Source organism: Methanobrevibacter gottschalkii DSM 11977 (assembly GCF_003814835.1).
Taxonomy (GTDB): Archaea; Methanobacteriota; Methanobacteria; order Methanobacteriales; family Methanobacteriaceae; genus Methanocatella; species Methanocatella gottschalkii.
Map to the genome: position 1 here is coordinate 405,370 of NZ_RKRG01000001.1, position 22,122 is coordinate 427,491.

A 22,122-nucleotide genomic window follows, 5' to 3' on the forward strand; every position below is an offset into this window, starting at 1 on the left:
TTTGTGGTAATCATCCCATTTCATTTGTAGAAAAATATAATAATTAATTAAAAAATAATTATAATCATGTCAGATATAAGTAGAACAACTATAAATCTTCCCGTTGATTTAAAAAAAGAATTAAAAAAACTTGCTATTGATGAAGATACTTCATTATCTGGATTAATAATTAAAATGATTAATGAAGGAATGGAAAATAGAAAAAATAGTAATATTTCTTATTCAGATGAAGATAATAGTTAGTCTTCAACTGAATTTAACATACATGTTACAAATTGTGTTTTAGCACTCTCTTCAACAAAAATTGAGAGTAATTTTGCTTCTTTTAACTTATCACTAACACAAATCACACCATGATTTTTTAAAATTAAAACATCTTCATTTTTTATTCCCTCACTAGCATTTTTAGCTAATTCGCTAGTACCTGGTTTAAAATATTCAATTGAATTTAAATAAGGATTTTTTATTTCTCCAAAACCTTCTAATCTTTTAAGTTTTTTTGATGAAAAAGCAAATCCAGTAGCATATGTTGAGTGAGTGTGAACAATAGCATTTACATCAGATCTTTTTTTATAAATTTCTAAATGCATATTTAATTCTGAAGAAGGTTTTCCTCTAGTTAACAAATTCCCATCCATATCAACTAATACAATATCTTCTTCTTTTAAATAAGATAATGATTTTAATGTTGGAGTAATAGCAACAATATCTCCAGTACTTCCTTTAATTCTTTTACTAATATTTCCGGCTTTTCCAGAAACTAATCCTTTGTTATAAATTTCATTAGAAACATTTATAATTTCATTTATATGTTTTTTCATTAAATAACCTCATTCAATAAATTTTAAATGTTTATATTTTCCTTTGTGAATTACTGGAACTTGAGCAGGCGTTGGTTCAATATTGTAAATTTTCTGAAATTCAGTTTGAGTCTGGAAAGTACCAGAATTAATTAAGTGAATTCCTTTGAATTTTTTATATGTATTAATGTGAACATGACCTGTATGGAATATATCTGGTAATTCATCTATTACTAAATAATCTTCAAGTTCTGATGCAAGAGGAGTTCTTTCTCCATAAATTGGTGCTAAATGTCTTTTTTTCAACAATTCCTCCATTAATAAATCATTTCTTTCATGAGTAAATTGTTTAACAGCCATTACCAAATCATCAAAACTTCGGCCATGATATATTAAAACATTAATTCCATCAAGAGACACGACACCAGGATTTGATATGAATTCCACATTATCAAGTTCATAAAGTGCTTTTGCATATTCTTCTGGAACAGCAGGTTGTGGTTCTGCTACTCTTGATGCATCGTGATTTCCAGGTGCAATAATAATCTTAATATCACTTCTAATATTTCCTAAAAATCTAGCTGCTTCGTTATATTGTTCAGTAATATCTTTAATTGCTAATTCCTTATCTTGATTTGGATAAACACCAATACCATCTACAATGTCTCCACCAATAACAAGATATTTGACATCTTCAGCAATTCTTCTTTGCTCTTCTGATCCATATTCACAATTTATCCAATCAATAAATCTTTGGAAAGCATCTTCAAGAAATGTTAAACTACCAATGTGAACATCTGATAAAAATACAATTCCAAAATCCATTTCTTTATCTGGAACTCTTAAAACACCCGGATCAATGATTTGTTGGCCAAATGCAAATCCCGGATCATCACTTTTATTTGCAATAACGCCAATAACTTCATCTTTTACAAGTTTTTCAGCTTCAGCAAATAGCTCTTCATTATTATGTGAGAACAAAATTGAAATTGTTCCAGTATCATCTTCAAATTCGATAATTTTATGACCATTTTTACTGGTTCTTATTTCACGAACCATTAATATTAAACTTAAATTCTCTTGTGAATCATCAATATCAGCTATTTTAGTATAATTCCTAAGTTCTGGTCTTTTGGATAAGATATTAGATAATTTTTCGTATCTACTTTTAAAATAAGAAATTAAGTTTTCAATTTCACCACTTGTATATGATTTTTTAGAAGTATCTTGTATTATTTTAAAATCGTATTTAACATTAGTTTTTTGTTCATTTCTTTTAAATTTAATTTTTTCATCTTTAATTGTTTCAGATGCTTCTAAAATTTCTTTATTTATATATTTTTCAGGAGTATCACTTTCTTTTTTTAAGTTATCTATAGTATCTTCTTTTTTGATAATACTTAAATCTTGTTTATTTTCTGCTTTTGTGTCAACTTTTATTTGTGGCTGTATTTCAGAAGGTGTTTCTTTTATACTTTCTTTTTTAATTTTTATTTCTTCATTATGTGTTATATCTTCTGTTAATGATTTTTGGTTATTTGACTCTTCTTTTTTAATACCATTAATTTCATCAACCATTTCTCCACTAACAGATATTAAATCTTTTGGTGAAAATTTATCACTTTTTAATTTAACTATTAATGATGATGCATAATTTATAGGATCTTTAGCATTTATAACCTTATTATATGCTTCAGGTGATAGGTTGATTCCTTTTTTTGCAAATTTTAATAGAATTTTATTAGTTGACATGTTATTTAAAATTTTTATTTTTTATATTAATAAACTTTGAGAATTTTATTATCAAATTTTTATTTTTTGTTGTTAAATTTTCATTAATTAGTTATCTTTATTATATATTAAAAATAGAAATTAATGTATTATAAGTTAAAATAATGATTGTGATAAAATGGCGAATAAATTTGTTAGAATTATTTTAATAGTTGTTTTATTTGTTATATTTTTTGAAGTAGGCCTCTTTAGTTCATATACTATTGTCACTGCTGAAGCTCCTAATATTCAAGGATTAATTGACATGCAAATACAAAAAATATCTTCTATTTTAAATCCTGAAACTGTTAATGAAGCTTTAATAAAAGATCCAACTCCAATCAATATTACTAATAAAAAAGATGTTGCACTCAAAATGCAAGACTTGTCTAAGGTTGATGGTGTTAATGTTGATTCAATGAATATATCTACACGTGATAATCCAAGTAATGATAAAAATTTTACTGTAATTATTGAAGCTTTAGGCTATGCTTCCCCTAATTCAACTTCAGGACAAATTATTATTAGTCAAGAACCATCTTATAAGATTATAGCTTCTGCACCTGCATCTTATAGAGGTGAAGGAATAATGGCTGATACAAATTCAATGACAATAACTTCAGTTTTAAAATTATATTAGTGGTAAAATGATTTATGTAATAGGTATTGGTCAAAATAGAGAAAACATGACATTAGGTGCTTTAAAAGCTATTGAAGAGTCTGATGTAATAATCGGTTATAAAAAATATATTGATCAAATTGAAGATTTAGTTCAAGATAAAGAGGTCATTAAAAAAGGTATGGGTGATGAGATAGCTAGAGCTGAATTCGCTATTCAAAGAAGTTTAAATGGTCAAAATGTTTCATTGATTAGTTCTGGAGATCCTGGCGTATTTGGAATGGCAAATGTATTATATCAAATTGTTAGTAAATATGAAGGTGTTGAAATAAAGGTTTATCCTGGTGTTTCTGCATTAAATTATGCTTCTAGTCATTTAGGAGCACCTTTAAACGATTTTGCAGCAATTAGTTTAAGTAATATTTTAACTCCTTTATCTGAAATTGAAAAAAAATTAGAATATGCTCTTAAAGCTAATTTAGTTGTTGCAATTTATAATCCGATTAGTAAAACTTGTAAAGAACCATTTAAAAGATTTAAACAATGCGTTTTTAATATTAAAGGTGAAGATGCCTTAATTGGTATTGTTGATAGTACATATGAACCTCCAAAAGCAAGCATTGTTAAAATTAAAGAATTAACTGAAGACATGGTTAATATGTCTTGTACTTTAATTGTTGGAAATGATTTAACTTATGTTCAAGATGGAAAACTTGTAACACCAAGAGGATATGTAATTAGATCCAAAATTCATGAATTATCACGTAATCATTATGAAAAGTTCTTAAATGGAGAAATTGCCAATGGTCCAAATAGTGAATGTGAATTTTATCCATGTCATTATGAAGGTCAATATTGTGATTTCTGTTATTGTCCATTTTATCCATGTGGGGATTCTTCAACTGGTGGGGAGTGGATTAAAGGTAAAAATGTTTGGAATTGTAAAAATTGTATATGGTTGCATAATAAAGAAAGTATTGAATGTTTACGCCCACCTTTTGAAAATATTTTAGAAGATATTGAAGATTTAAAATCAAAGAAAAAAACTTTATTAAAGCTTAGAAGAGCATGTTTATTGAAAAATAATCCAAATAATCTTTAGGTGTATGTAATTGTCAATTAAAAATCTTTTAATAGAAATGAAAAATATGTCGGAACTTATGGTGGATTTAGCTTACTCGGCTGTTTTATTTAACAGTAAAGATGCAGCAGAAGAAGTGATTACATTAGAAAATGAAGTTAATTCAATGAATTATGAAATTAAGAAAGAATCATTAGTTGCAGCACGTTCATATGAAGATGCTGAAAAATTAACCGCATTACTTGAAATTGCTGAAGCTGCTGAAAGTATGGCTAATGCTGCAAAAGATTTAGCTGATTTAGTAATCACTGGTTTTAAACCACATCCGGTATTTAAAATGGTAATGGAAGAATCTGATAAAAGTATTGTTAGAGTAACAATTGATGAATCATCAGAATTAGCAAATAATACATTAGGTGATTTACTTTTAGTTAATCGTACTGGTATGAGAGTAATTGCTATTAGAAGAGGTGTGTCTTGGATTTATGGTCCAGATAAAAATACAATGCTTTTAGCTAATGATGTATTAATTTTAAAAGGTACTTATGAAGGTGCTGAATTATTAGAAAAACTTGCTTCTGGAGCTTGTTCTCTTGAAGATATTCCAGAAGAATTAGAAGAAGAATTAGAGTGATTTAAATGAGTATAGGTAGTGATATATGTGAAAAAGCAACAGAAGAAGATACGCAGTTCACTATCTACTCGAACATTTTCTGAATTTTTCAGTGAACATGACTATGTTATAAAAGAAGGATTAATTGCTCTTTTAATCTGTGCTGTTGGAGATTTAATAGCAGGTATTGTATTAGGTAAGATGACTTTTTTCCTTGAGTCTTTTCCAGGTTTGTTGGTTGTTATTCCTGGAGCTATTGGAATGAGGGGAAATATTTTTGGATCATTTGCTTCAAGATTATCTACTAGTTTACACATTGGTTTAATATCTCCACATTTTGAATTTTCAGATGATTTAAACAATAATATATTTTCCTCATTTGTTTTAACATTAGTTTTATCTATATTTTTAGGTATTGTAGCAAAGATTTTTTGTATTTTACTACATTATCATTCAATGGATTTAATTGATTTTATATTAATTTGTACAATTGCTGGCTTAATTTCAAACTTAATAATGCTACCAATAACTATGTTTATTTCTTTTAAAAGTTTTGAACATGGTTGGGATCCAGACAATATTACAAGTCCGATTATTGCAGCATTCGGTGATTTATTTACTTTACCTGCAATCATTGTATCAATTTTTATTTTGAAATCTTTAAATTTCAATCTCATTGTTAAGGATGTAATTTTAGCAATTATTTTAATTGCAGTTTTAATGAGTTTTATTCATTGTTATAAATTATCTTATGAAACTAAAACTATTTTAAGACAATCTACACCAATATTACTTTTATGTTCTTTTTTAGGAGGATCTGCAGGAGGAATTTTAAATAGTTCTGTTGAAACATTACTTAGTAATCCTAGTTTACTTACATTAATTCCGTTATTTTCAGGTGAAAGTGGAAGTTTAATTAGTATTTTAGGTGCAAGAATATCATCTGGTCTTCATTCTGGTTTAATTGAGCCTTTATCTAAACCAGAAGGGGAAACAATCCATAATTTTGGAATTTGTTATATATTAGCTATTGTTATATTTCCATTAATCGGAATCCTTGCAGAGACATCATCAATTTCATTTGGAACAATTGGTGTTGGTTTTGATAAAATAATTCTAATTAGTGGATTATCAGGTATTATTTTAGTTACAGTCATGGTATTTCTTGTTTATTATATATCAACAAGTTCATATAATAATAATTTAGATCCGGATAATATTGTAATTCCGATTTCAACAAGTGTTACAGATTCAATTTCTAGTTTAATTTTAATTTCCATGTCTTTATTGATATTAGGTACTTTAATTTAATACCATACTTTTAGAACAAATTGACATTCGTTTGTTATAAAATAATCATAATTTAATTTATTTTTATCAAAATTTTTAGGAACACTTACTAAAACAACCTTAGATTGTGGTTTGTTAAAATGAATAAATACGATTGCACTTGTATCATCATAAAAATTAATTTTATCATTTAAATAAATTTTATTTGATATTGCATTTTCCCAATATTTTTCTTTAACAACTCTTGTTGTATCAACAATATATTTTAAATCATACTTTTCACTATCCTCGATTAATAAATAGTAATCTGAATTTTTTAGATTTCCTTTAAAAATTTTAAAATAATTACAACTATGATATTTTTGGTCATGATTGTGATTACATTTTCCATCATTTTTAAAGTCTTTTAAAACATATTTTTTGTAAAAATCACATTTTACCAATCTATTAACTGAAAATATATTATTTGATTCACTATTAGAACCAATTTTTACACTTGAAATAGTTCTCTTTTGAGGGATTAATTCCATTGATGAATGAAATTTAGATTTGAATAACTGATCATCAACAAGTTTTTTATAATTTTCTTTAAGCGAGATTAACTTTGAATATGAAACGCTATTTGGAATAATTTCACCACCCTCATTTATAATTGCAAGTCCAGGTGTTCCTTTACCATATTCAAACCATTTTTCTGGTACTCCAGGATTGTTGATTAAGTTATCAACAATCTCAGAGGTTAATATTTCCATATTTTCTTTTTCTTGTGTTTTAATTAGTTTATCTGTTATATTCTCATAGGAGGTAATAGTAACACTAATAATCAATAAAACTATTAATAAAACTACTGTTATTTCTATGGTCATATTTCCAGTATTATCCATCATTTATCAACCCGTATTTCTTTCTATGAGATGAATCTAAAATCAGGCTATTCCAATCATCTGGATTTATTTTTTCACCGTTATAATGGTCTGCAAATACAACGTGATCTGGGCAAGATAAAGACTCATTTTTTAGAGGTGTATGAGTTTGTATGAATACTTCTAAACCATAATGAGGACATTTTCCCTTTCCTTCTAATCTACATAAATAACAACTTCCATCTGCACTTTCATGAAAATATCCATGTTTAAGACAGTCTTCAATTACTCCAGGGTCTCCATGATGGATATATGGATCATATGGGCATTTTTTAATGTATAATGGTGCTGTTGCTTCAATATATGATTCTGGCGAATCTAAATGATGTAATAACATATATGTAGATAATGCAGTTTTATAATGAATTTGATTATCATAAGTTAGAATTCCAGACATAATGGTTAGTTTAGCTATTGGTAAGGGGTCTCTTAAACCTTCAACAGATGCATTTTTTTCAACTATTTTAGAATATTTTTCATCACCCTTTTTGATGTTTAATTTAATTTTAAAAAGTATTTTCCATGGTGATTTGGTATTTTCAACAGACAATGTTTCAGAATTAATTTTTACGTCGTATTTTTCTTCATATTCTTTATTTTTTTTATCTAAAATTTTATTTAAGTTCTTTTTAATTTGGTTTTCACTGTTTGTCACAGGAAGTCCGTTAAAAACTTTTTGGGTTGCTTCATCAATTGCGTCTCTGCAATTAAGTTCTAAGTTTTGTGTATAATCATCAATAATATATTTGAAATTATCGTTACTTTCAATGCCGATATTTTTATTTTGAATATAATTTATAGATGTTACAACAAAAATACAAATAAATAATAATGCTATAATTAAAATAGCTGTCGTTCCTACGATTAAATTTCCTTTAGAGTTGATTTTCATTTTTAAAAATTTATGATGAAATTTATAAATTTATTTTGTAAGTGTGACTAGGTGATTTTGCACAAAAATTATTACTTTTTCTAAAAAAGTTTAAAATTAGTAATAAAAAAAATACTTATTTATATTATTTAGTATAAACTATACTTATTAAAAATATATGGAGGATTCATATGTCTGATACTGTAAGAACATGGCGTCATATTCAACAAAGATATAATCTCATTGGTACTAAATGTAACACCTGTGGTGAATTATTTTTCCCATCTCGTGTAGTTTGTCCTAATTGTAGAAGAAAAGGAGATCTTGAACCTTTCCAATTTTCAGGAAAAGGTAAAATTTATACATATTCAGTAATTAGATCTGCACCTGATGATTTCAAGAAATCAGCACCATATGCAGTAGCTGTAATTGAGCTTGAGGAAGGAGCAAAATTAACTTCACAACTTGTAGACTGTGATGTTGATGACCTTGAAATCGGTGACGATGTTGAAATGGTATTTAGAAAAATAAGAGAAGATGGAAAAGACGGAGTTATCTCTTATGGATACAAATTCAAAGTTATCAAATAATGCTGGTGTGATTTTAGTAAGTCATGGTAGTACTTTACCTTTTGCAGAAGAAGTTTTCACAGAAATTAAAGAAAAATTCATAAAAAAAAGTGGTTTAGCTACTGAAATTGGATACATGAAAGTATCTGAACCTACTATTGCCGGTGCTGTTGAGATATTAAAAGAACAAGTGGATGATTTAGATAAAATTATTGCACTTCCTGTATTTTTAGCTCCAGGAATTCATACTAATATTGATATTCCACAGTTATTAGGTTTAGAACCTTTGGAAGTTGATCCAAGATGTCCTGATGGAAAGTATCCTGCTGAACACTATTTATCAATAGCTGATGATGTTGATTTTGATGGTGAAATTAGATTATTAACTTCAATTGGACCTCGTGATGAACTTTTAGATATTATTGATAAAAGGATTAATGAAGCATTATCTGAATCTAAATTAGATGATAGTGCTAAAACAGGTATTTTACTTGTTACTCATGGTTCTAGATTACATTACAACAAAGAATTTGCCACCGAATTATATGATAAATTCAAAAAAACATGTGATTTACCATCTAGCTTTGGATTTATGGAATTATGCGGTCCAAGCATACCAGAATCTATTAATAAATTAGCAGATGAAAATAGATTAGAACGATTAGTTGTTGTTCCTGTATTTATTGCTCCAGGAATGCATACAACTCATGATATTCCACATATATTAGGATTTTTAGATGATCATGATCATAATCATGAAGATCATGGGCATGACCATACTCATGATTTAACTCCTGTTGAGTTTGATGGTGAGATTCTTTATCCTGAACCTATTAAATCTGATGATATATTGATTGATATGTTAGTTGCAATGGTAAATGAGGCTTTATAGCTTCAATATTTTTTTTGAAAAATTATTTTTTCAAGATAACTTAATAAAATTTAATTTTAAATTAATTACAAATAATTATAGGGAGAGTATATTATGTCTGATAAAAAAACAGGAATTTTACTTTTAAGCCATGGTTCTAGGTTAGAAGAAGGTAAAAAAGTAATTGAAGCTTATAAAAATATGTATTTAGAAGAATTTCCAGAGGCTATTGTAGATTATGCTTTTATGGAAATCAGAAAACCAGGTATTCCAGAAACAATCAAAAAATTAACCACTGAAAATGATTTAGAAAAAATAATTGTTGTACCGGTATTTGTTGCTCATGGATTACATACTAAAAGAGATATTCCGGATTTGCTGGGTATTGAAAGTGACTTTGATATTGAAGAAGTATCTTGTCATCATCATGATCATGGCCATAGTCATGGACATCATCACCATCATCATGAACACAGTCATGAGGAAGAGGAAGAGGAATTTGAATTTGATGGTGAAATAATCTTAACAGATCCTCTTGGTGTTGATAAACGTATGTATGAAATTATTAAAGACAGAGTTTCAGAACATTTATGATTCTGAAACATTTTTTTACTAAAGGGTGTCCACCAAAAATCTAAAATTAATTTTTGAAACTGATTAAAAATACTTCAATTCAAAAACAAAGAAAAATTTGCATCGAAAAAATTACTTTTGGCGAACAGTCTAAAATTTAGATTTTGAGTAGATCAATTTGATTTTTTTTAATAACTTTAAAATTTTTTATTTTCATTTCACTTTAAATCAATGAAATCTACTTTTTAATTTTACACTTGAAATTAGACTTATATTATAAGGTAATGAATAATTAATATCAAACAAGATGATATTCATTATTTATTTGGTTTATTTTAAAACATTTACATATTAGAGATTTTAGTTTGAAATTTAAAATTATTAATTAAAATTTTTGTTTAAAGCAAATCTTCTTCTTCAAGTATTTGTTTCATGTATGCAGTATATCCTTGTAACGTTTCTTCAGTTGGACCTTTACGTTCTTCATTTCTAGATTTGGATTCACTAATCTGATATGTTAATTTAAAAATATTGTCTCTAGCTAATGAAGTAACTATTTGATTTTTCATACTATCTGGAGTATCACAAATAGTTAAAACAACTTTATCATTTCTAGAAAAGAATTTTCCTCCTTTTCTAGGATAAGCAATTATCATATATCTTTGAGTTGCCGGTAAACAGATGTATTTTTCTATGGATAACGGATTTGGTTTTCCTAAAAAGAAAGTATTATATTTTTCTTTATCCCATTTTTTCTCCATAATTTGATATAATTCTTCAAGCTCTCTACTTTTATTGATGTTTATTGTTTGTCTTCCAATCACATTTCCACCATCATGTATTTAGTCAGGATTAATTAATTCAGTATCTTGTTTTCATGCATATATGTTATTTATATTGTTAGATTATATGATATTATTTTTAAGACAATTAAAATTTATACAAAGACAAAATTTATTTATTTTAAAAGTTATACTAATATTTATGAGTCTAAAAGTCTCTGATATTGGCGAAAAAGAATTAGTTAGGTATATTATTGCTAATTCAAAGAAAATTACTCCGGATGATGCTGCAATTACTCCATTTTACAATTCTAATTTAATTTCAACTTGTGACATGCTTATTCAATCAAGACATTTTCCGAAAAACATGTCTTATTATGATATGGGATTTAAATCAGTAACAGTTAATGTGAGTGACTTAGCAGCTATGGGTGCAAAACCATTAGGATTTCTTTTATCAATGGCAATACCAAAAAATTTGGAGGTGGATAATTTTAAGGAAATTGTTGGTGGAGTTTTAAAAGCTTGTGATTATTATTCAATTCCATTAATTGGTGGTGATACTAATGAAGCATCTGAAATAATAATATCTGGAACAGCATTAGGGTTATGTGATAATCCATTAATGAAAAATAATTATAAAAAAGATGATTTAATAGCTATTACTGGAGATATTGGTCTTGCAGCATTAGGTTTTGAAATAGATGATTTGGATAGTATTTATGTTAAGCATGCTCTAAGGCCAAAAGCTAGAATTAATGAGGGGCAAATTTTAAAAAAATATGGTGCAACTTCTGCTACGGATATTACTGATGGACTTGCAAGTGAATTATATGAAATTAAAAAAGATGGCTTTGGATTCATGATTCATGAAGAGTTATTGGGAATTACAGATGAATATAAAAATTTAGCCAGTAATCTTAATTTAGATTATTTGGATTTAGTCTTTCATATTGGTGAGGATTTTGAATTGTTATTTACTATATCAAAAGAGAATTTAGAAAAATTACCAATAGAGTATAAGGTTATTGGTATTGTATCTGATTCTGATGTTATTGAACTTACTTTAGAAAATGGGTTTGTTGAACAAATTAAAAATAAAGGTTATGAGCACTATGTTGGTGAGTAATGACTTGTATAAAAAAAGTTCTAAAACACAAAAAATCAGGTGTGAGATCTGTGCTAATTATTGTAAAATAGATGAGGGTAATGTTGGTATTTGTCATCAGCATAAAAACATTAATGGTGAGCTATTTGATGAATCATATGGTATTGTTTCATCTTTAAGTCCAGATCCAATTGAAAAAAAACCATTGAATAAATTTTTACCTCACACGTCAACATATTCAATTGGAGGTTTTGGGTGCAATATGAGTTGTTTGCACTGTCAGAACTATATAATCTCTCATGAATATGGTAACTATTCAAGAGGTATTAAAATAACACCAGAGGAGATTGTGGAAAATGCAATCAATTACAATTGCAAGTCAATTGCTTGGACATATAATGAACCTACTATCCACTTACTCTTCAACAGGAAAACTTCTTTACTTGCAAAACAAAAAAATTTGAAAGTGATATATGTAAGTAATGGATATTTTTCAGAAAAATCTTTAGAAGAAGTTTTATGTTTTGTCGATGCCTTCAATATAGATTTGAAATCCATGTCTAGCAATTTCTATAAAAAAGTCTGTGGTGCTGATTTAGACATTGTTTTGGATAATTTAAAAAGGATTTATTTCGAAAATAAACATTTAGAAATTACAAATCTTATAATTAATGAATTTAATGATTCTATTGACGAAATTACACAATTGTGTGATTTTGTTGTAAATGAATTAGGTCCGGAAGTTCCACTACATTTTTCAAGAGCGTTTCCTTATTATAAAATGAATGATATTTCACCAACTAATACAGAAACATTGTTTAAGGCAAAAGAAATAGCTTTAAAAAAAGGAATTCAGAATGTTTATTTGGGCAATATTTAAAAATATAATCAAAAGTTAGTTTATTCAGAAAAACTAACTCTTTCAAATTTTTCAAGTGTTTTAATTGATTTTGTTGCATCTACTCCAATTTTAGTAGTTGTACCATCACTCTTAGCTACTGGATCAAGAGAAGAACCGCGCACATTAGGAACAATCATAATGTCTCTATCACCTTTTACACGTGTGGCTATTGCATATTCAACATCTTCAGCATCGAAGACATTAACATCAGTGTCAACTACAACACAATGTTTCAGTGAGGGATGTGCAGATAATGCTGCCATAATAGCATTTTTACCGTCACCTTCTGTCTGTTTATCAATTGAAACAACTGAATGTAACCAACAACAACCACCTTCAGTTAAAACAACATTTTCAACTGTTGGAACTGCATTTTTAACAGCTTTGAATATTCTAGGTTCTTGAGGAAGACCTTGTAATAATTTATGTTCAAATCCAGCTGGTAAAATTGCATGATATGCGGCATCTTTTTTAATGTGCATTTTTTCTAAGTTAATTATTGGCTGGTCACGAATAATATCATAAGTGTCAGTTAAATCGACAAATGGACCTTCAGCAATAGTTTCTGTCACTGAAATTTTACCTTCCAATATAATGTCCGCTTGTGGAACTTCTAGTTCTCCGCATTTAATTAATTCTAATTCACCATTTTTAAATGCATTTGCAACATCCATTTCATTATAATCAATAGGTATTGAAGTAGTACTTGCAAGTAAAATAGCAGGATCCATTCCGATAGCTATTGCAATTTGCAAATCTTCACCTGCTTTCTGAGCATTTTGGAAGTAAGTATAGAGATTTCTTGGAACAATCCTAATAACTAATCGTTTATTGTCAAGGACCATCATTCTGTGTATTGATGCATTTTGAATTCCAGTTACCGGATCACGTGCAAATACAACACCTGCAGTAATGTAAGCTCCACCATCTCTTGTATAATGAGTTAAAATAGGAATTTTATTTAAATCAATATCTAAACTATCATAATCTGAAAAATCAGTAAATTTGTCTACTTTAATTGGGTTTTCCATAGCTTCGATAATTTTTTCAGTAATTTCAGATACTTCACAGTTAATTGATTTTGCGATTTTATCCCTTGTGTTACATATTCCTGAGATAACTGGAATATCGAAACCTTTTACATTTTTAATGAGAACAGTGTCTTTTGGATATTTTCTTAAAACTTTTGCTACTTCAAACTCACTTGAAAGTTCTTCGGTAATTTCTATAATGTTTTTATCTTTTAATATCATAGTATCCCTATAAATTAATTTTTTTGTTTTTTATTTTTCCGAGAAGTTCTGTAATAGAAGGATTATTAATTGATAAAATTTCTCCTGCAAGGACTGCCGCATTTTTTCCGTTGTTTATTCCTACGGTTGCAACAGGAACTCCAGGTGGCATACTAACTGTGGTAAGCATATAATCATCGCCATTTTCATTAGTACAAGGAACGCCAATTACCGGTCTATCAGTTAGTCCTACAATTCCACCAGTTACTTGAGAAGAATTGGAGCTAATTCCAATGAATATTTTTGCATTTTTCATTGCTTTTACATAATTTGTGAATTTTTTAGTGGACCTAATGGGACAAACAACTTTTGTGTCATGAGAAATTTTAAGTCTGTCTAAAATCACTGCTACTTTTTTAGCAGTTACAACATCTGTTTGTCTTCCAACAATTATTGCAACATCAGCATTCTTATTTTTACAGCATGGGTCACTTTCATCCGCTTCAATATCATTAATATTTAGGTCTTTAATTCTTAAAAAATCATTTTGGAGGAATTTTTTATCTTCAATTTTTTGTATGATTTCCTCATTACTATTTTTAACTTTTAAAGCGTAATTTTTTCTTAAATTAATTATTTTTTGACGTATTTCATCATCATGAAGTCCAATAAATTGTGCAGCTAATATTGCAGCATTGTCTCCTCTATCAATTCCTACAGTAGCAATTGGGGAAGGATAAGGCATTTGGACAATGGATTCTAATGCATCAACACCTCCTGTTTTAACATCTACTGGTACACCAATAACTGGTCTTGGTGTATAAGCAGCAATTGCACCTGGTAAGTGTGCAGCAAGTCCTGCAATACCAATAAACACTTCAATTCCTGCATTAGTGCCCTGAATAACAATTTCACGTACTAAATCAGGTGTTCTGTGAGCAGATGCTATTTTTAAACTATATGGAATTTCTAATTTTTCCAATATTTTCATACTTTTTTCAGCTATAGCAATATCCGATCCACTTCCAAGAATAATCATTATTTTTGGTGTCATTTTAAAATCCTCCTTTTTATCAATTAATTTATTAATTATTAACTATTGATTTTAAAATATATAATATTAAAGTATCATTGAAAGATTAATTCTATTTCTTTTCAAATCAACATCTAAAACTTTTACATCAACTATATTCCCAACACTAACGATATCAAGCGGATGTTTTACAAATTTATTTTCAACTAACTGTGAAATATGCACTAATCCATCTTGATGAACTCCAATATCAACAAATGCTCCAAAATCCACAATATTTCTAATGGTTCCTTGCATTATCATTCCTATTTCTAAATCTTCAATTGACAATACATTTTTTCTAAGCATTGGTTTTGGCATATCATCACGAGGATCACGACCAGGTTTTCTAAGCTCTTTAATAATATCTTTAAGTGTTTCTTGACCAATATCCAATTCTACTGAAATTTCTTCAAGATTAATATTGTCTAATTTTAAATTTGAACTTCCAATATCATCAATGCTATAATTGAGTTTTTCAAGTAGCTTGTAAGCAGCATCATATGATTCTGGATGTATGGTCGTATTATCAAGAGGATATTTAGGGTTATTGACTTTAATAAATCCTGCGCATTGTTCATATGTTTTTTTACCAAGTTTTTTAACTTTTAATAATTCTTTTCTAGAGTCAAAACTTCCATTTTCTTCTCTATAGTTTATGATATTTTTAGCAGTCGTATTTCCAATTCCAGATACATAATTAAGTAAACTTACAGATGCAGTGTTTAAATCTACTCCTACTTCATTCACTACTTTTTCAACAACGCCAGTTAATGTTTCATTTAATTGTTTTTGATTCATGTCATGTTGATATTGGCCAACACCAATTGATTTTGGGTCAATTTTTACAAGTTCTGCTAATGGATCTTGAAGTCTTCTTGCAATTGAAATTGCGCTTCTTTCACCTTCTGAAAAATCAGGAAATTCTTCATCGGCATATTTTGAAGCTGAATAAACTGATGCACCAGCTTCATTTACTATAATGTATTCTACATTAGTGTTTTTAATTATTTTAGCAACAATCTCTTCTGATTCTCTTGAAGCAGTTCCATTTCCAATAGCTATTACATCAATGCTGTATTTATCAATCAAATCTTTAACAGTTTTAATTGATTCTGTAACTTTATTTTGAGGTTGTGTTGGATAAATTAATTCGGTATCAAGAACTTTACCAGTTTTATCTATGATGGCTAGTTTACAACCAGTTCTAAAAGCAGGATCCCATCCGAGTATTGTTTTTCCAACTAATGGGCTTTCCATTAATAGTTGATTTAAGTTTTTAGCAAACACTTCAATTGATTTTTCTTCTGCTTTTTTAGTAAGGTAATTTCTAATTTCTCTTTCAATTGCCGGTGAAATTAATCTTGTATATGCATCTTCAACAGATTCTTTTATAATTTGGGTTGTATAGGGATTATATTCAATCTTTTCAGGAATTCCAGATATATTTTTCAAAACGTGTCTATTTAGATATTTAATTATTTCCTCATTGTCACAATTGATTTTTACTTTAATTATTCCCTCTTTTTCAGCTCTGTTAATTGCTAAAATTCTATGGGGAGGTATTTTTTTAATGTTTTCGGCGTAATCATAATAAAGATCATATTCAGTCGATTCATCTTTATTTTTAGTTTTTGTTTCAATTTGCCCAGTATAGAAATTGTTTTTTCTAATTTTTTTTCTAAATTCAGAATTATTAGAAATTTCCTCTGCAATAATGTCTTGCGCACCCTGAATTGCTTCTTCTAGTGTTTTAACTTCATCGGTTATGTAGTTTTTAGCAATATTTTTAACATTTTCTTTAATTTCTTGTTTTAAAATTATGGATGCTAAAGATTCAAGACCTTTTTCACGAGCTTTTGTTGCTCTTGTTTGTTTTTTACTTTTATATGGACGGTATAAATCCTCAAGTTCAACTAAAGTTTTAGAATTTTGAATTTTATTTTTTAGGTTATCATCTAATTTTCCAAGTTCATTTATTCTTTTGATGATTTTTTCTTTTTTTTCTTCTAAATTTCTAAGGTATTTTAATCTTTCATCAAATTTTCTTAATGTTGCATCATTTAAAGAACCAGTAACATCTTTCCTATATCTTGCAATGAATGGAATGGTATTTCCATCATCAATTAATTTTATTACTTTTTTAACTTGCCAATTTGATAGATTCAATTCTTTTTCGAGTGTTTTTGCTATCATTTTTTCACGTAATTTAATTAAGTATATTAATGTTATTTTCAAGACTAATTTAATTTTTCTATTAATTATTTATATGTTATAAAAAACAAAATTAGTTACATTATTAACTTGTAATGGAGAATTTTAATGTATTGGTTTTTTGTAATCCTTTCTTTTTTGCTTGCAGGTATAAAAACTCAAAAACCTAATAAATATAAAAAAGTTTCAGTTATCATTCCAGCATATAATGAGGAAGAGACTGTGGCCAAGGTTGTAAATGTAGTTAAAAAAGTATCCTTTGTTGATGAGATTATAGTTGTTAATGATGGTTCATCTGATAATACTGAAATGGAAGCTTTAAAAGCTGGAGCTATTGTAATTAATCATGAGGTTAATAAAGGAAAAGGAGAAGCTTTACAAACCGGATATAGGGAAGCAGAATGTGATATTATTGCATTTATTGATGCAGATATTTATAATTTGACATCAAGTAAAGTTGAATCAATGATTAAACCTATTTTGGATGGTGGAGCTGATATTACTAAAACTAAATTCTCTAGAGCAAGCGGACGTGTTACTGAACTTACTGCTAAACCATTACTTAACTTTTTCTTCCCAGAAATTTCATTTGAACAACCTTTAAGCGGTCAATTTGCAGCACGTAAGGAAGTATTAAAGAAAATTAATTTTGAAAGCGATTATGGTGTAGATGTTGGTATTGTTATTGATGCTGATGTTTTAGGAATTTCAATTATGGAAGTTGATATTGGAGCTATTGAACATGACATGTCTCCACTTTCTGATTTAAATTTAATGGCTAATGAAGTTGTAAGAACTATTATAGGTCGTGCAAATAAGTACGGAAGAGTTACAATGATTGATGATATTGGGTATTACATTAGAATGTCTATCGTTGGTTTGTCTTTAGTAATTCTTGGTTTATTTACAATATTCTTTGTAAAATTTGTTCCATTAGCTATTGGAGTTATAATTTCAATTATAGGACTTTTAATTGCAATTTTTTATATTTTTAAAGTTATTATTAAATCAATAGTAATGTTTAAAAAGACACCAGGCCGCAATTTATTAAAATCATTTGTTAAAATTCATTTTCCAATGATTATTTCAATTATTATATTGCTTCTTATGATTTCAACATTTCTCGGTGCAGCACATTTTGATCATGGAGTTTTATCAATTGAACCCAATTCTAGAAATCTAATTATTTATGCTGATGATTCTCCAAGGGATACTATCTCTGTTAGAGGACCATATACTATTGATACTGCAATTGAAAATGAATCTGGTCAAATACGTATGCCTTCTGATGCTATGATGACATTAGGAGTCAATATTAATGATACGATTAAATTAGGTGCGAATACTTATAAAGTCAATGAAACCAGATTAGGGGAGCCTGATATTTTAAGGTTACCTATTGAAGTTAAAAAGCTATTGCAAGTTGAAAATGGTGAAGTTATTCAAAACAGTCGTTTAAAAGATGTTTTTGATGGTTCTTTAATTACTCATGCTTATGAATATAATAATACAACAATTAAAGAAAAATATTTTATTACATCAAATGAAAAACAATCATCTACATATGAAATATTTTTGGATAATGAATCTATTGTGAATTCATATGGTACTTTTAAGGATAACGGAACTTATGATATTTCTGTAGATGGGAATTATCTAACTTCTTTTAGTTATAAAAATAATTTGACTAAATCATTTAAATTTGACGGTCATGATTTAGAAATTGTATTTAGGGATACAAATTCCACTTCAATTAAACAATTTTCTAGTGGAAATCAAGGTGTTTTCTTAAATTTTAATTTTTAAAAAATAGCATAAATCTAAAAAAATAATTTCTTTTAGATTTATTTATCATATGCTTTCACTGCTTCTTCCACATCATCGTAAAGACCTAAAGCAGCAAGAGCACCAACTTTTCCTTGTTCACCAGTAACAGCAATTAATGGTATGTTTAATTCTTTTGCAAGTGATTCTGCAGTTTCAATATCCATCATTCCTGATTTTGTAGCTATTGAATATTTTCTTAATTTTTCAGGAATATCTAAACCTTCTAAGATAGCAATTGCAGTTTTATCAGATAATGTGTCTCTTTTAAGAATTTCAATAACTCTGTCTATTAATTTTTCTTTTTTAGATTCTTCAACAGCGAATGTTAAAGCAATTGATACACAATTTTGAGTTTTATGTGGATTATGAGGATATAATTGGACAATAATATGATCTAAGTATTCAAAACCTTCATTTGCAAGTTCAACACCTAAATTATGTGCCATAGTCCAAGTAGCTCCAGCATCTTTAACATCAGTGTCATCAACACCAATTACTATTTTATTAAGTTTTGGAGTAACAACGGTAGCTTTTCCTGCTTTTGAACCGCCTCCAACTTGAATAAGTTCAATATATTTAACACCTTCACCCATTCCTCTACACATTCCAGCTCCAACACCTGCACCGGCAAGTCCGCTGTGAGTTACTTTAACCTCATCATCAGCAACAACAATCTCATCAATTCCTGCTGCATTAAAGCTTGCTTTAAGGTCTAGTGGTGCTTTACCAACATGACATTTATAAACATGTTTGTTACCGTCACGATAAGCTGAATCAATCAACTCAGAATTATTCAGGTATTGATTTAACAACCAGTGCGAACCGGATATGCATGGATGATATTCAACGATTTCTACTTTATTTCCGTCCACCATAGTCAATACTTTTTTATATGGTGCAATCCATGGGTCGTTAAATCTTTCTCTTAATTCATTAGGTTTTAAGATTTCCATGTAATCATCTATTCGTCTAATTCACTTAATCTGTCACACATTTTAATAGCTGCTTCAACTGCACTTTTTGCATTTTTAACACGTCTGTGAGCATCTAATCTAGTCATTCCAGGACCAGTAATACCAAGTGCTACTGGTGTATCATATTCCAATGCTAAATCAGCAATTTTACGAGAAGCATGTTGTGCTACAATTTGGTCGTGATCAGTTGCGCCTTCTATTACAGCACCCAAGGTGACAATTGCATCATATTTTTCTGATTTTAATAATTTTTTAATTATAAGAGGCATATCAAATACACCAGGAACGGCGATTACTTTTGTGATTTCACATCCTCTATTTTTTGCTTCTGCTTTTGCGAGTTCTAACATCATTTGTGTAATATCATAATTAAATTCTGCAACTACTGCTGCAATTTCATATTTTGCCATTTTATCTAACCTCTATAATTTCTTTTACATACTTCCACTAAATAATATAGAGAAGGAATCCTGCAACCCCACTCAGTACCATAATAAATATGATAAAAAGTGCTGCAAATTGTATTTTTGTTAATTTTTTAAAATCCATACAAATTTATCTCCATTTTTTATAAATTATTTTTAACTTCCTCAGCTAGTTCCATAGTGGTTGCAGAACCACCTAAATCACCAGTTAAAATATCAGCTTCATTAAGTACTTTTAATATTGCACCATCAAATCTATTAGCCGCTTCATTTTCACCAAGATATCTAAGCATCATGATAGCTGAAAGCATCATAGCTATTGGATTTGCTTTTCCTTGACCTGCAATATCTGGTGCTGAACCATGAACCGGTTCAAATAATGCAGCATCTTCACCAATATTGGCGGATGGTATTAAACCAAGTCCCCCGACAAGACCTGCACCTTCATCGGAGAGAATGTCTCCAAAAAGATTTGTGGTTACAATCACATCAAAGCTTTCAGGTTTTGTAATAAGATACATTGCTGTTGCATCTACATAATAATCCTCTGTTGCAATTTCAGGATATCTTTTAGCAACTTCATAGAATACATCTTTGAATAAACCATCACTTTTTTTTAATACATTGGCTTTGTGAACACCAGTTACTTTACTTTTATTATTTTCTTTTGCATATTTAAATGCATATTCAATAATGCGTTTTTCTGCTTCACGTGTAATAATGCGTCTAGCTACTGCACCTTCGTCAGTATAACTTTCTTCACCTGCAATGTATAATCCTTCTGTGTTTTCACGCACTATCATGAAATCTATATTATCTGACAATGAATTGGTGTTGGGGTATGATTTCACAGGTCTTAAGTTAGCAAACATTTTCATTTCTTGACGTATTTTAACAATTACATCTGCTGCAGTTTCCCCTGCTGCACCAAATAAGCAAGCATCAGAATTTCTAATAATGTCTAATGTTTCATCAGGCAATGCAGTACCGTTTTTTTCAAGGCATTCATCACCAGCTTCACCATAAACATAATCAAAATTGATATTTAAAGCATTTAAAACATATATTGCCGCTTCCATTACTTCATTACCTATACCATCACCTGGAATAACAGCAATTTTATATTTATCTTTTGTTTTTGAGGTATTCAATTAAACCACCTTGTTCTAATATTTCTAACATGAATGGAGGTAATTTTTTAAATGAGATTATTTCTCCATTTTGAGATTTTATAGTTGCTTTGTTCATGTCAATTTCAATTTCTTCCCCATCTTCTATAAGTTTATTAATTCCTGGAGCTTCTAATAGGGGAATTCCAATATTTGTAGCATTTCTATAAAAAATTCTAGCAAAAGATTCAGCAATTACTGCAGATACTCCAGCACCTTTAAGTGCTATTGGTGCATGCTCTCTTGAAGATCCGCATCCAAAGTTAGTTCCTGCAACAATAAAATCTCCTTTTTTACATTTTTTGTTAAAATCAGGATCTAAACCTTCCATACAATGTTGTGATAATCTTTCTTCATTAGTATAAATTAAATATCTTCCTGGAACGATAATGTCTGTATCAATATCATTTCCGAATTTCCATGCTGTTCCTTTCATAT

Annotated in this window: 23 protein-coding genes; 11 read left to right on the plus strand and 12 right to left on the minus strand. The window is 28.5% G+C overall.

From position 1 onward, the window contains the following. The first annotated feature begins 66 nt into the window (after nt 1-66). Nucleotides 67-243 (plus strand): ribbon-helix-helix domain-containing protein, encoded by a 177-nt coding sequence (locus tag EDC42_RS02075; RefSeq protein ID WP_069573659.1) that lies wholly within the window; start codon nt 67-69, stop codon nt 241-243. Here the strand turns inward: EDC42_RS02075 and EDC42_RS02080 are convergent. Continuing rightward, nucleotides 240-821 carry a class II aldolase/adducin family protein gene (locus EDC42_RS02080; RefSeq protein ID WP_069573657.1) on the minus strand — a complete coding sequence of 194 codons (582 nt, stop codon included), beginning with the start codon at nt 819-821 and terminating at the stop codon, nt 240-242. The genes EDC42_RS02075 and EDC42_RS02080 overlap by 4 nt on opposite strands. Before the next feature lie 9 nt (nt 822-830). Beyond that, nucleotides 831-2,552: a DNA-directed DNA polymerase II small subunit gene (locus EDC42_RS02085; protein ID WP_069573655.1), complete on the minus strand. Its 1,722-nt coding sequence runs from the start codon at nt 2,550-2,552 to the stop codon at nt 831-833. A 157-nt stretch (nt 2,553-2,709) separates the two neighbouring features. On the opposite strand from EDC42_RS02085, the gene EDC42_RS02090 reads away from it, so the two are divergent. The 4 genes from EDC42_RS02090 to EDC42_RS02105 are packed head-to-tail and all read left to right on the plus strand — an operon-like array spanning nt 2,710 to nt 6,194. Further along, nucleotides 2,710-3,210: a hypothetical protein gene (locus EDC42_RS02090; RefSeq protein WP_069573653.1), complete on the plus strand. Its 501-nt coding sequence runs from the start codon at nt 2,710-2,712 to the stop codon at nt 3,208-3,210. A gap of 7 nt (nt 3,211-3,217) precedes the next feature. Next, nucleotides 3,218-4,291 (plus strand): precorrin-3B C(17)-methyltransferase, encoded by a 1,074-nt coding sequence (gene cobJ, locus EDC42_RS02095; protein ID WP_069573650.1) that lies wholly within the window; start codon nt 3,218-3,220, stop codon nt 4,289-4,291. 10 nt (nt 4,292-4,301) lie between these two features. Next, nucleotides 4,302-4,904 (plus strand): potassium channel family protein, encoded by a 603-nt coding sequence (locus tag EDC42_RS02100; protein ID WP_083234824.1) that lies wholly within the window; start codon nt 4,302-4,304, stop codon nt 4,902-4,904. A gap of 27 nt (nt 4,905-4,931) precedes the next feature. Beyond that, on the plus strand, nt 4,932-6,194 hold the full coding sequence (locus tag EDC42_RS02105; RefSeq protein WP_069573646.1) for a magnesium transporter: 1,263 nt from the start codon (nt 4,932-4,934) through the stop codon (nt 6,192-6,194). Here the strand turns inward: EDC42_RS02105 and EDC42_RS02110 are convergent. Together EDC42_RS02110 and EDC42_RS02115 are read right to left on the minus strand one after the other, a co-directional pair. Next, complete coding sequence (locus tag EDC42_RS02110; protein WP_233144857.1) at nt 6,191-7,060, minus strand: hypothetical protein; 870 nt, start codon at nt 7,058-7,060, stop codon at nt 6,191-6,193. The two genes, EDC42_RS02105 and EDC42_RS02110, sit on opposite strands and share 4 nt — an antisense overlap. Then, complete coding sequence (locus EDC42_RS02115; protein WP_069573642.1) at nt 7,050-7,988, minus strand: hypothetical protein; 939 nt, start codon at nt 7,986-7,988, stop codon at nt 7,050-7,052. Before EDC42_RS02115 ends, EDC42_RS02110 begins: the two co-directional genes overlap by 11 nt. 170 nt (nt 7,989-8,158) lie before the next feature. On the opposite strand from EDC42_RS02115, the gene EDC42_RS02120 reads away from it, so the two are divergent. The 3 genes from EDC42_RS02120 (at nt 8,159) to cfbA (EDC42_RS02130) (ending at nt 10,001) form a co-directional block, all read left to right on the plus strand. Next, complete coding sequence (locus EDC42_RS02120; RefSeq protein ID WP_069573637.1) at nt 8,159-8,557, plus strand: Zn-ribbon domain-containing OB-fold protein; 399 nt, start codon at nt 8,159-8,161, stop codon at nt 8,555-8,557. Then, complete coding sequence (cfbA, locus tag EDC42_RS02125) at nt 8,529-9,428, plus strand: sirohydrochlorin nickelochelatase (RefSeq protein ID WP_069573632.1); 900 nt, start codon at nt 8,529-8,531, stop codon at nt 9,426-9,428. Before EDC42_RS02120 ends, cfbA (EDC42_RS02125) begins: the two co-directional genes overlap by 29 nt. 90 nt (nt 9,429-9,518) lie before the next feature. Next, nucleotides 9,519-10,001 carry a sirohydrochlorin nickelochelatase gene (gene cfbA, locus EDC42_RS02130; RefSeq protein ID WP_069573628.1) on the plus strand — a complete coding sequence of 161 codons (483 nt, stop codon included), beginning with the start codon at nt 9,519-9,521 and terminating at the stop codon, nt 9,999-10,001. A gap of 377 nt (nt 10,002-10,378) precedes the next feature. Here cfbA (EDC42_RS02130) and EDC42_RS02135 read toward each other — a convergent pair whose 3' ends face one another. Beyond that, nucleotides 10,379-10,804: a hypothetical protein gene (locus EDC42_RS02135; protein WP_069573623.1), complete on the minus strand. Its 426-nt coding sequence runs from the start codon at nt 10,802-10,804 to the stop codon at nt 10,379-10,381. Nucleotides 10,805-10,964: 160 nt separating this feature from the next. Between EDC42_RS02135 and thiL the strand changes: the two genes are divergently transcribed. Together thiL and amrS are read left to right on the plus strand one after the other, a co-directional pair. Further along, complete coding sequence (gene thiL / locus EDC42_RS02140) at nt 10,965-11,891, plus strand: thiamine-phosphate kinase (RefSeq protein WP_069573619.1); 927 nt, start codon at nt 10,965-10,967, stop codon at nt 11,889-11,891. Then, complete coding sequence (amrS, locus tag EDC42_RS02145; RefSeq protein ID WP_083234823.1) at nt 11,878-12,750, plus strand: AmmeMemoRadiSam system radical SAM enzyme; 873 nt, start codon at nt 11,878-11,880, stop codon at nt 12,748-12,750. Before thiL ends, amrS begins: the two co-directional genes overlap by 14 nt. Nucleotides 12,751-12,770: 20 nt before the next feature. Here amrS and EDC42_RS02150 read toward each other — a convergent pair whose 3' ends face one another. From EDC42_RS02150 to EDC42_RS02160, 3 genes are all read right to left on the minus strand, one after another. Continuing rightward, the gene (locus tag EDC42_RS02150) at nt 12,771-14,024 is read right to left on the minus strand and encodes a UbiD family decarboxylase (protein ID WP_069573614.1); all 1,254 of its coding nucleotides are present in this window, start codon (nt 14,022-14,024) and stop codon (nt 12,771-12,773) included. Between the two features lie 7 nt (nt 14,025-14,031). Further along, nucleotides 14,032-15,057: a 5-(carboxyamino)imidazole ribonucleotide mutase gene (purE, locus tag EDC42_RS02155; protein ID WP_069573608.1), complete on the minus strand. Its 1,026-nt coding sequence runs from the start codon at nt 15,055-15,057 to the stop codon at nt 14,032-14,034. Between the two features lie 66 nt (nt 15,058-15,123). After that, nucleotides 15,124-17,271, minus strand: a complete 2,148-nt coding sequence (locus tag EDC42_RS02160) for a Tex family protein (protein ID WP_069573603.1) — start codon at nt 17,269-17,271, stop codon at nt 15,124-15,126. Nucleotides 17,272-17,397: 126 nt separating this feature from the next. Here EDC42_RS02160 and EDC42_RS02165 point away from each other — a divergent pair, with 126 nt between their 5' ends. Next, nucleotides 17,398-19,095: a glycosyltransferase gene (locus tag EDC42_RS02165; protein WP_069573598.1), complete on the plus strand. Its 1,698-nt coding sequence runs from the start codon at nt 17,398-17,400 to the stop codon at nt 19,093-19,095. 38 nt (nt 19,096-19,133) lie between these two features. Here EDC42_RS02165 and mmp11 read toward each other — a convergent pair whose 3' ends face one another. From mmp11 to EDC42_RS02185, 4 genes are all read right to left on the minus strand, one after another. Continuing rightward, on the minus strand, nt 19,134-20,069 hold the full coding sequence (mmp11, locus tag EDC42_RS02170) for a methanogenesis marker protein 11 (protein ID WP_069573594.1): 936 nt from the start codon (nt 20,067-20,069) through the stop codon (nt 19,134-19,136). 8 nt (nt 20,070-20,077) lie between these two features. Next, complete coding sequence (gene ribH / locus EDC42_RS02175) at nt 20,078-20,500, minus strand: 6,7-dimethyl-8-ribityllumazine synthase (protein ID WP_069573587.1); 423 nt, start codon at nt 20,498-20,500, stop codon at nt 20,078-20,080. Between the two features lie 158 nt (nt 20,501-20,658). Then, a complete protein-coding gene (locus EDC42_RS02180; protein WP_069573584.1) occupies nt 20,659-21,666 on the minus strand; it encodes an isocitrate/isopropylmalate family dehydrogenase in 1,008 nt (335 codons plus the stop codon). Then, a complete protein-coding gene (locus tag EDC42_RS02185; RefSeq protein ID WP_069573580.1) occupies nt 21,641-22,120 on the minus strand; it encodes a 3-isopropylmalate dehydratase small subunit in 480 nt (159 codons plus the stop codon). The genes EDC42_RS02180 and EDC42_RS02185 overlap by 26 nt, the downstream gene beginning before the upstream one ends. Between the last annotated feature and the right edge of the window lie 2 nt (nt 22,121-22,122).

Excerpts from the sequence above, each read along its gene's own strand:
- thiL (WP_069573619.1), top strand. The coding sequence starts at position 10,965 with ATGAGTCTAAAAGTCTCTGATATTGGCGAAAAAGAATTAGTTAGGTAT.
- cobJ (WP_069573650.1), top strand. The coding sequence starts at position 3,218 with ATGATTTATGTAATAGGTATTGGTCAAAATAGAGAAAACATGACATTA.
- EDC42_RS02080 (WP_069573657.1), bottom strand. The coding sequence starts at position 821 with ATGAAAAAACATATAAATGAAATTATAAATGTTTCTAATGAAATTTAT.
- mmp11 (WP_069573594.1), bottom strand. The coding sequence starts at position 20,069 with ATGGAAATCTTAAAACCTAATGAATTAAGAGAAAGATTTAACGACCCA.
- EDC42_RS02090 (WP_069573653.1), top strand. The coding sequence starts at position 2,710 with ATGGCGAATAAATTTGTTAGAATTATTTTAATAGTTGTTTTATTTGTT.
- amrS (WP_083234823.1), top strand. The coding sequence starts at position 11,878 with ATGTTGGTGAGTAATGACTTGTATAAAAAAAGTTCTAAAACACAAAAA.
- cfbA (WP_069573632.1), top strand. The coding sequence starts at position 8,529 with ATGGATACAAATTCAAAGTTATCAAATAATGCTGGTGTGATTTTAGTA.
- ribH (WP_069573587.1), bottom strand. The coding sequence starts at position 20,500 with ATGGCAAAATATGAAATTGCAGCAGTAGTTGCAGAATTTAATTATGAT.
- EDC42_RS02185 (WP_069573580.1), bottom strand. The coding sequence starts at position 22,120 with ATGAAAGGAACAGCATGGAAATTCGGAAATGATATTGATACAGACATT.
- EDC42_RS02085 (WP_069573655.1), bottom strand. The coding sequence starts at position 2,552 with ATGTCAACTAATAAAATTCTATTAAAATTTGCAAAAAAAGGAATCAAC.
- EDC42_RS02150 (WP_069573614.1), bottom strand. The coding sequence starts at position 14,024 with ATGATATTAAAAGATAAAAACATTATAGAAATTACCGAAGAACTTTCA.
- EDC42_RS02115 (WP_069573642.1), bottom strand. The coding sequence starts at position 7,988 with ATGAAAATCAACTCTAAAGGAAATTTAATCGTAGGAACGACAGCTATT.
- purE (WP_069573608.1), bottom strand. The coding sequence starts at position 15,057 with ATGACACCAAAAATAATGATTATTCTTGGAAGTGGATCGGATATTGCT.
- EDC42_RS02120 (WP_069573637.1), top strand. The coding sequence starts at position 8,159 with ATGTCTGATACTGTAAGAACATGGCGTCATATTCAACAAAGATATAAT.
- EDC42_RS02160 (WP_069573603.1), bottom strand. The coding sequence starts at position 17,271 with ATGATAGCAAAAACACTCGAAAAAGAATTGAATCTATCAAATTGGCAA.
- EDC42_RS02110 (WP_233144857.1), bottom strand. The coding sequence starts at position 7,060 with ATGATGGATAATACTGGAAATATGACCATAGAAATAACAGTAGTTTTA.
- EDC42_RS02075 (WP_069573659.1), top strand. The coding sequence starts at position 67 with ATGTCAGATATAAGTAGAACAACTATAAATCTTCCCGTTGATTTAAAA.
- EDC42_RS02165 (WP_069573598.1), top strand. The coding sequence starts at position 17,398 with ATGTATTGGTTTTTTGTAATCCTTTCTTTTTTGCTTGCAGGTATAAAA.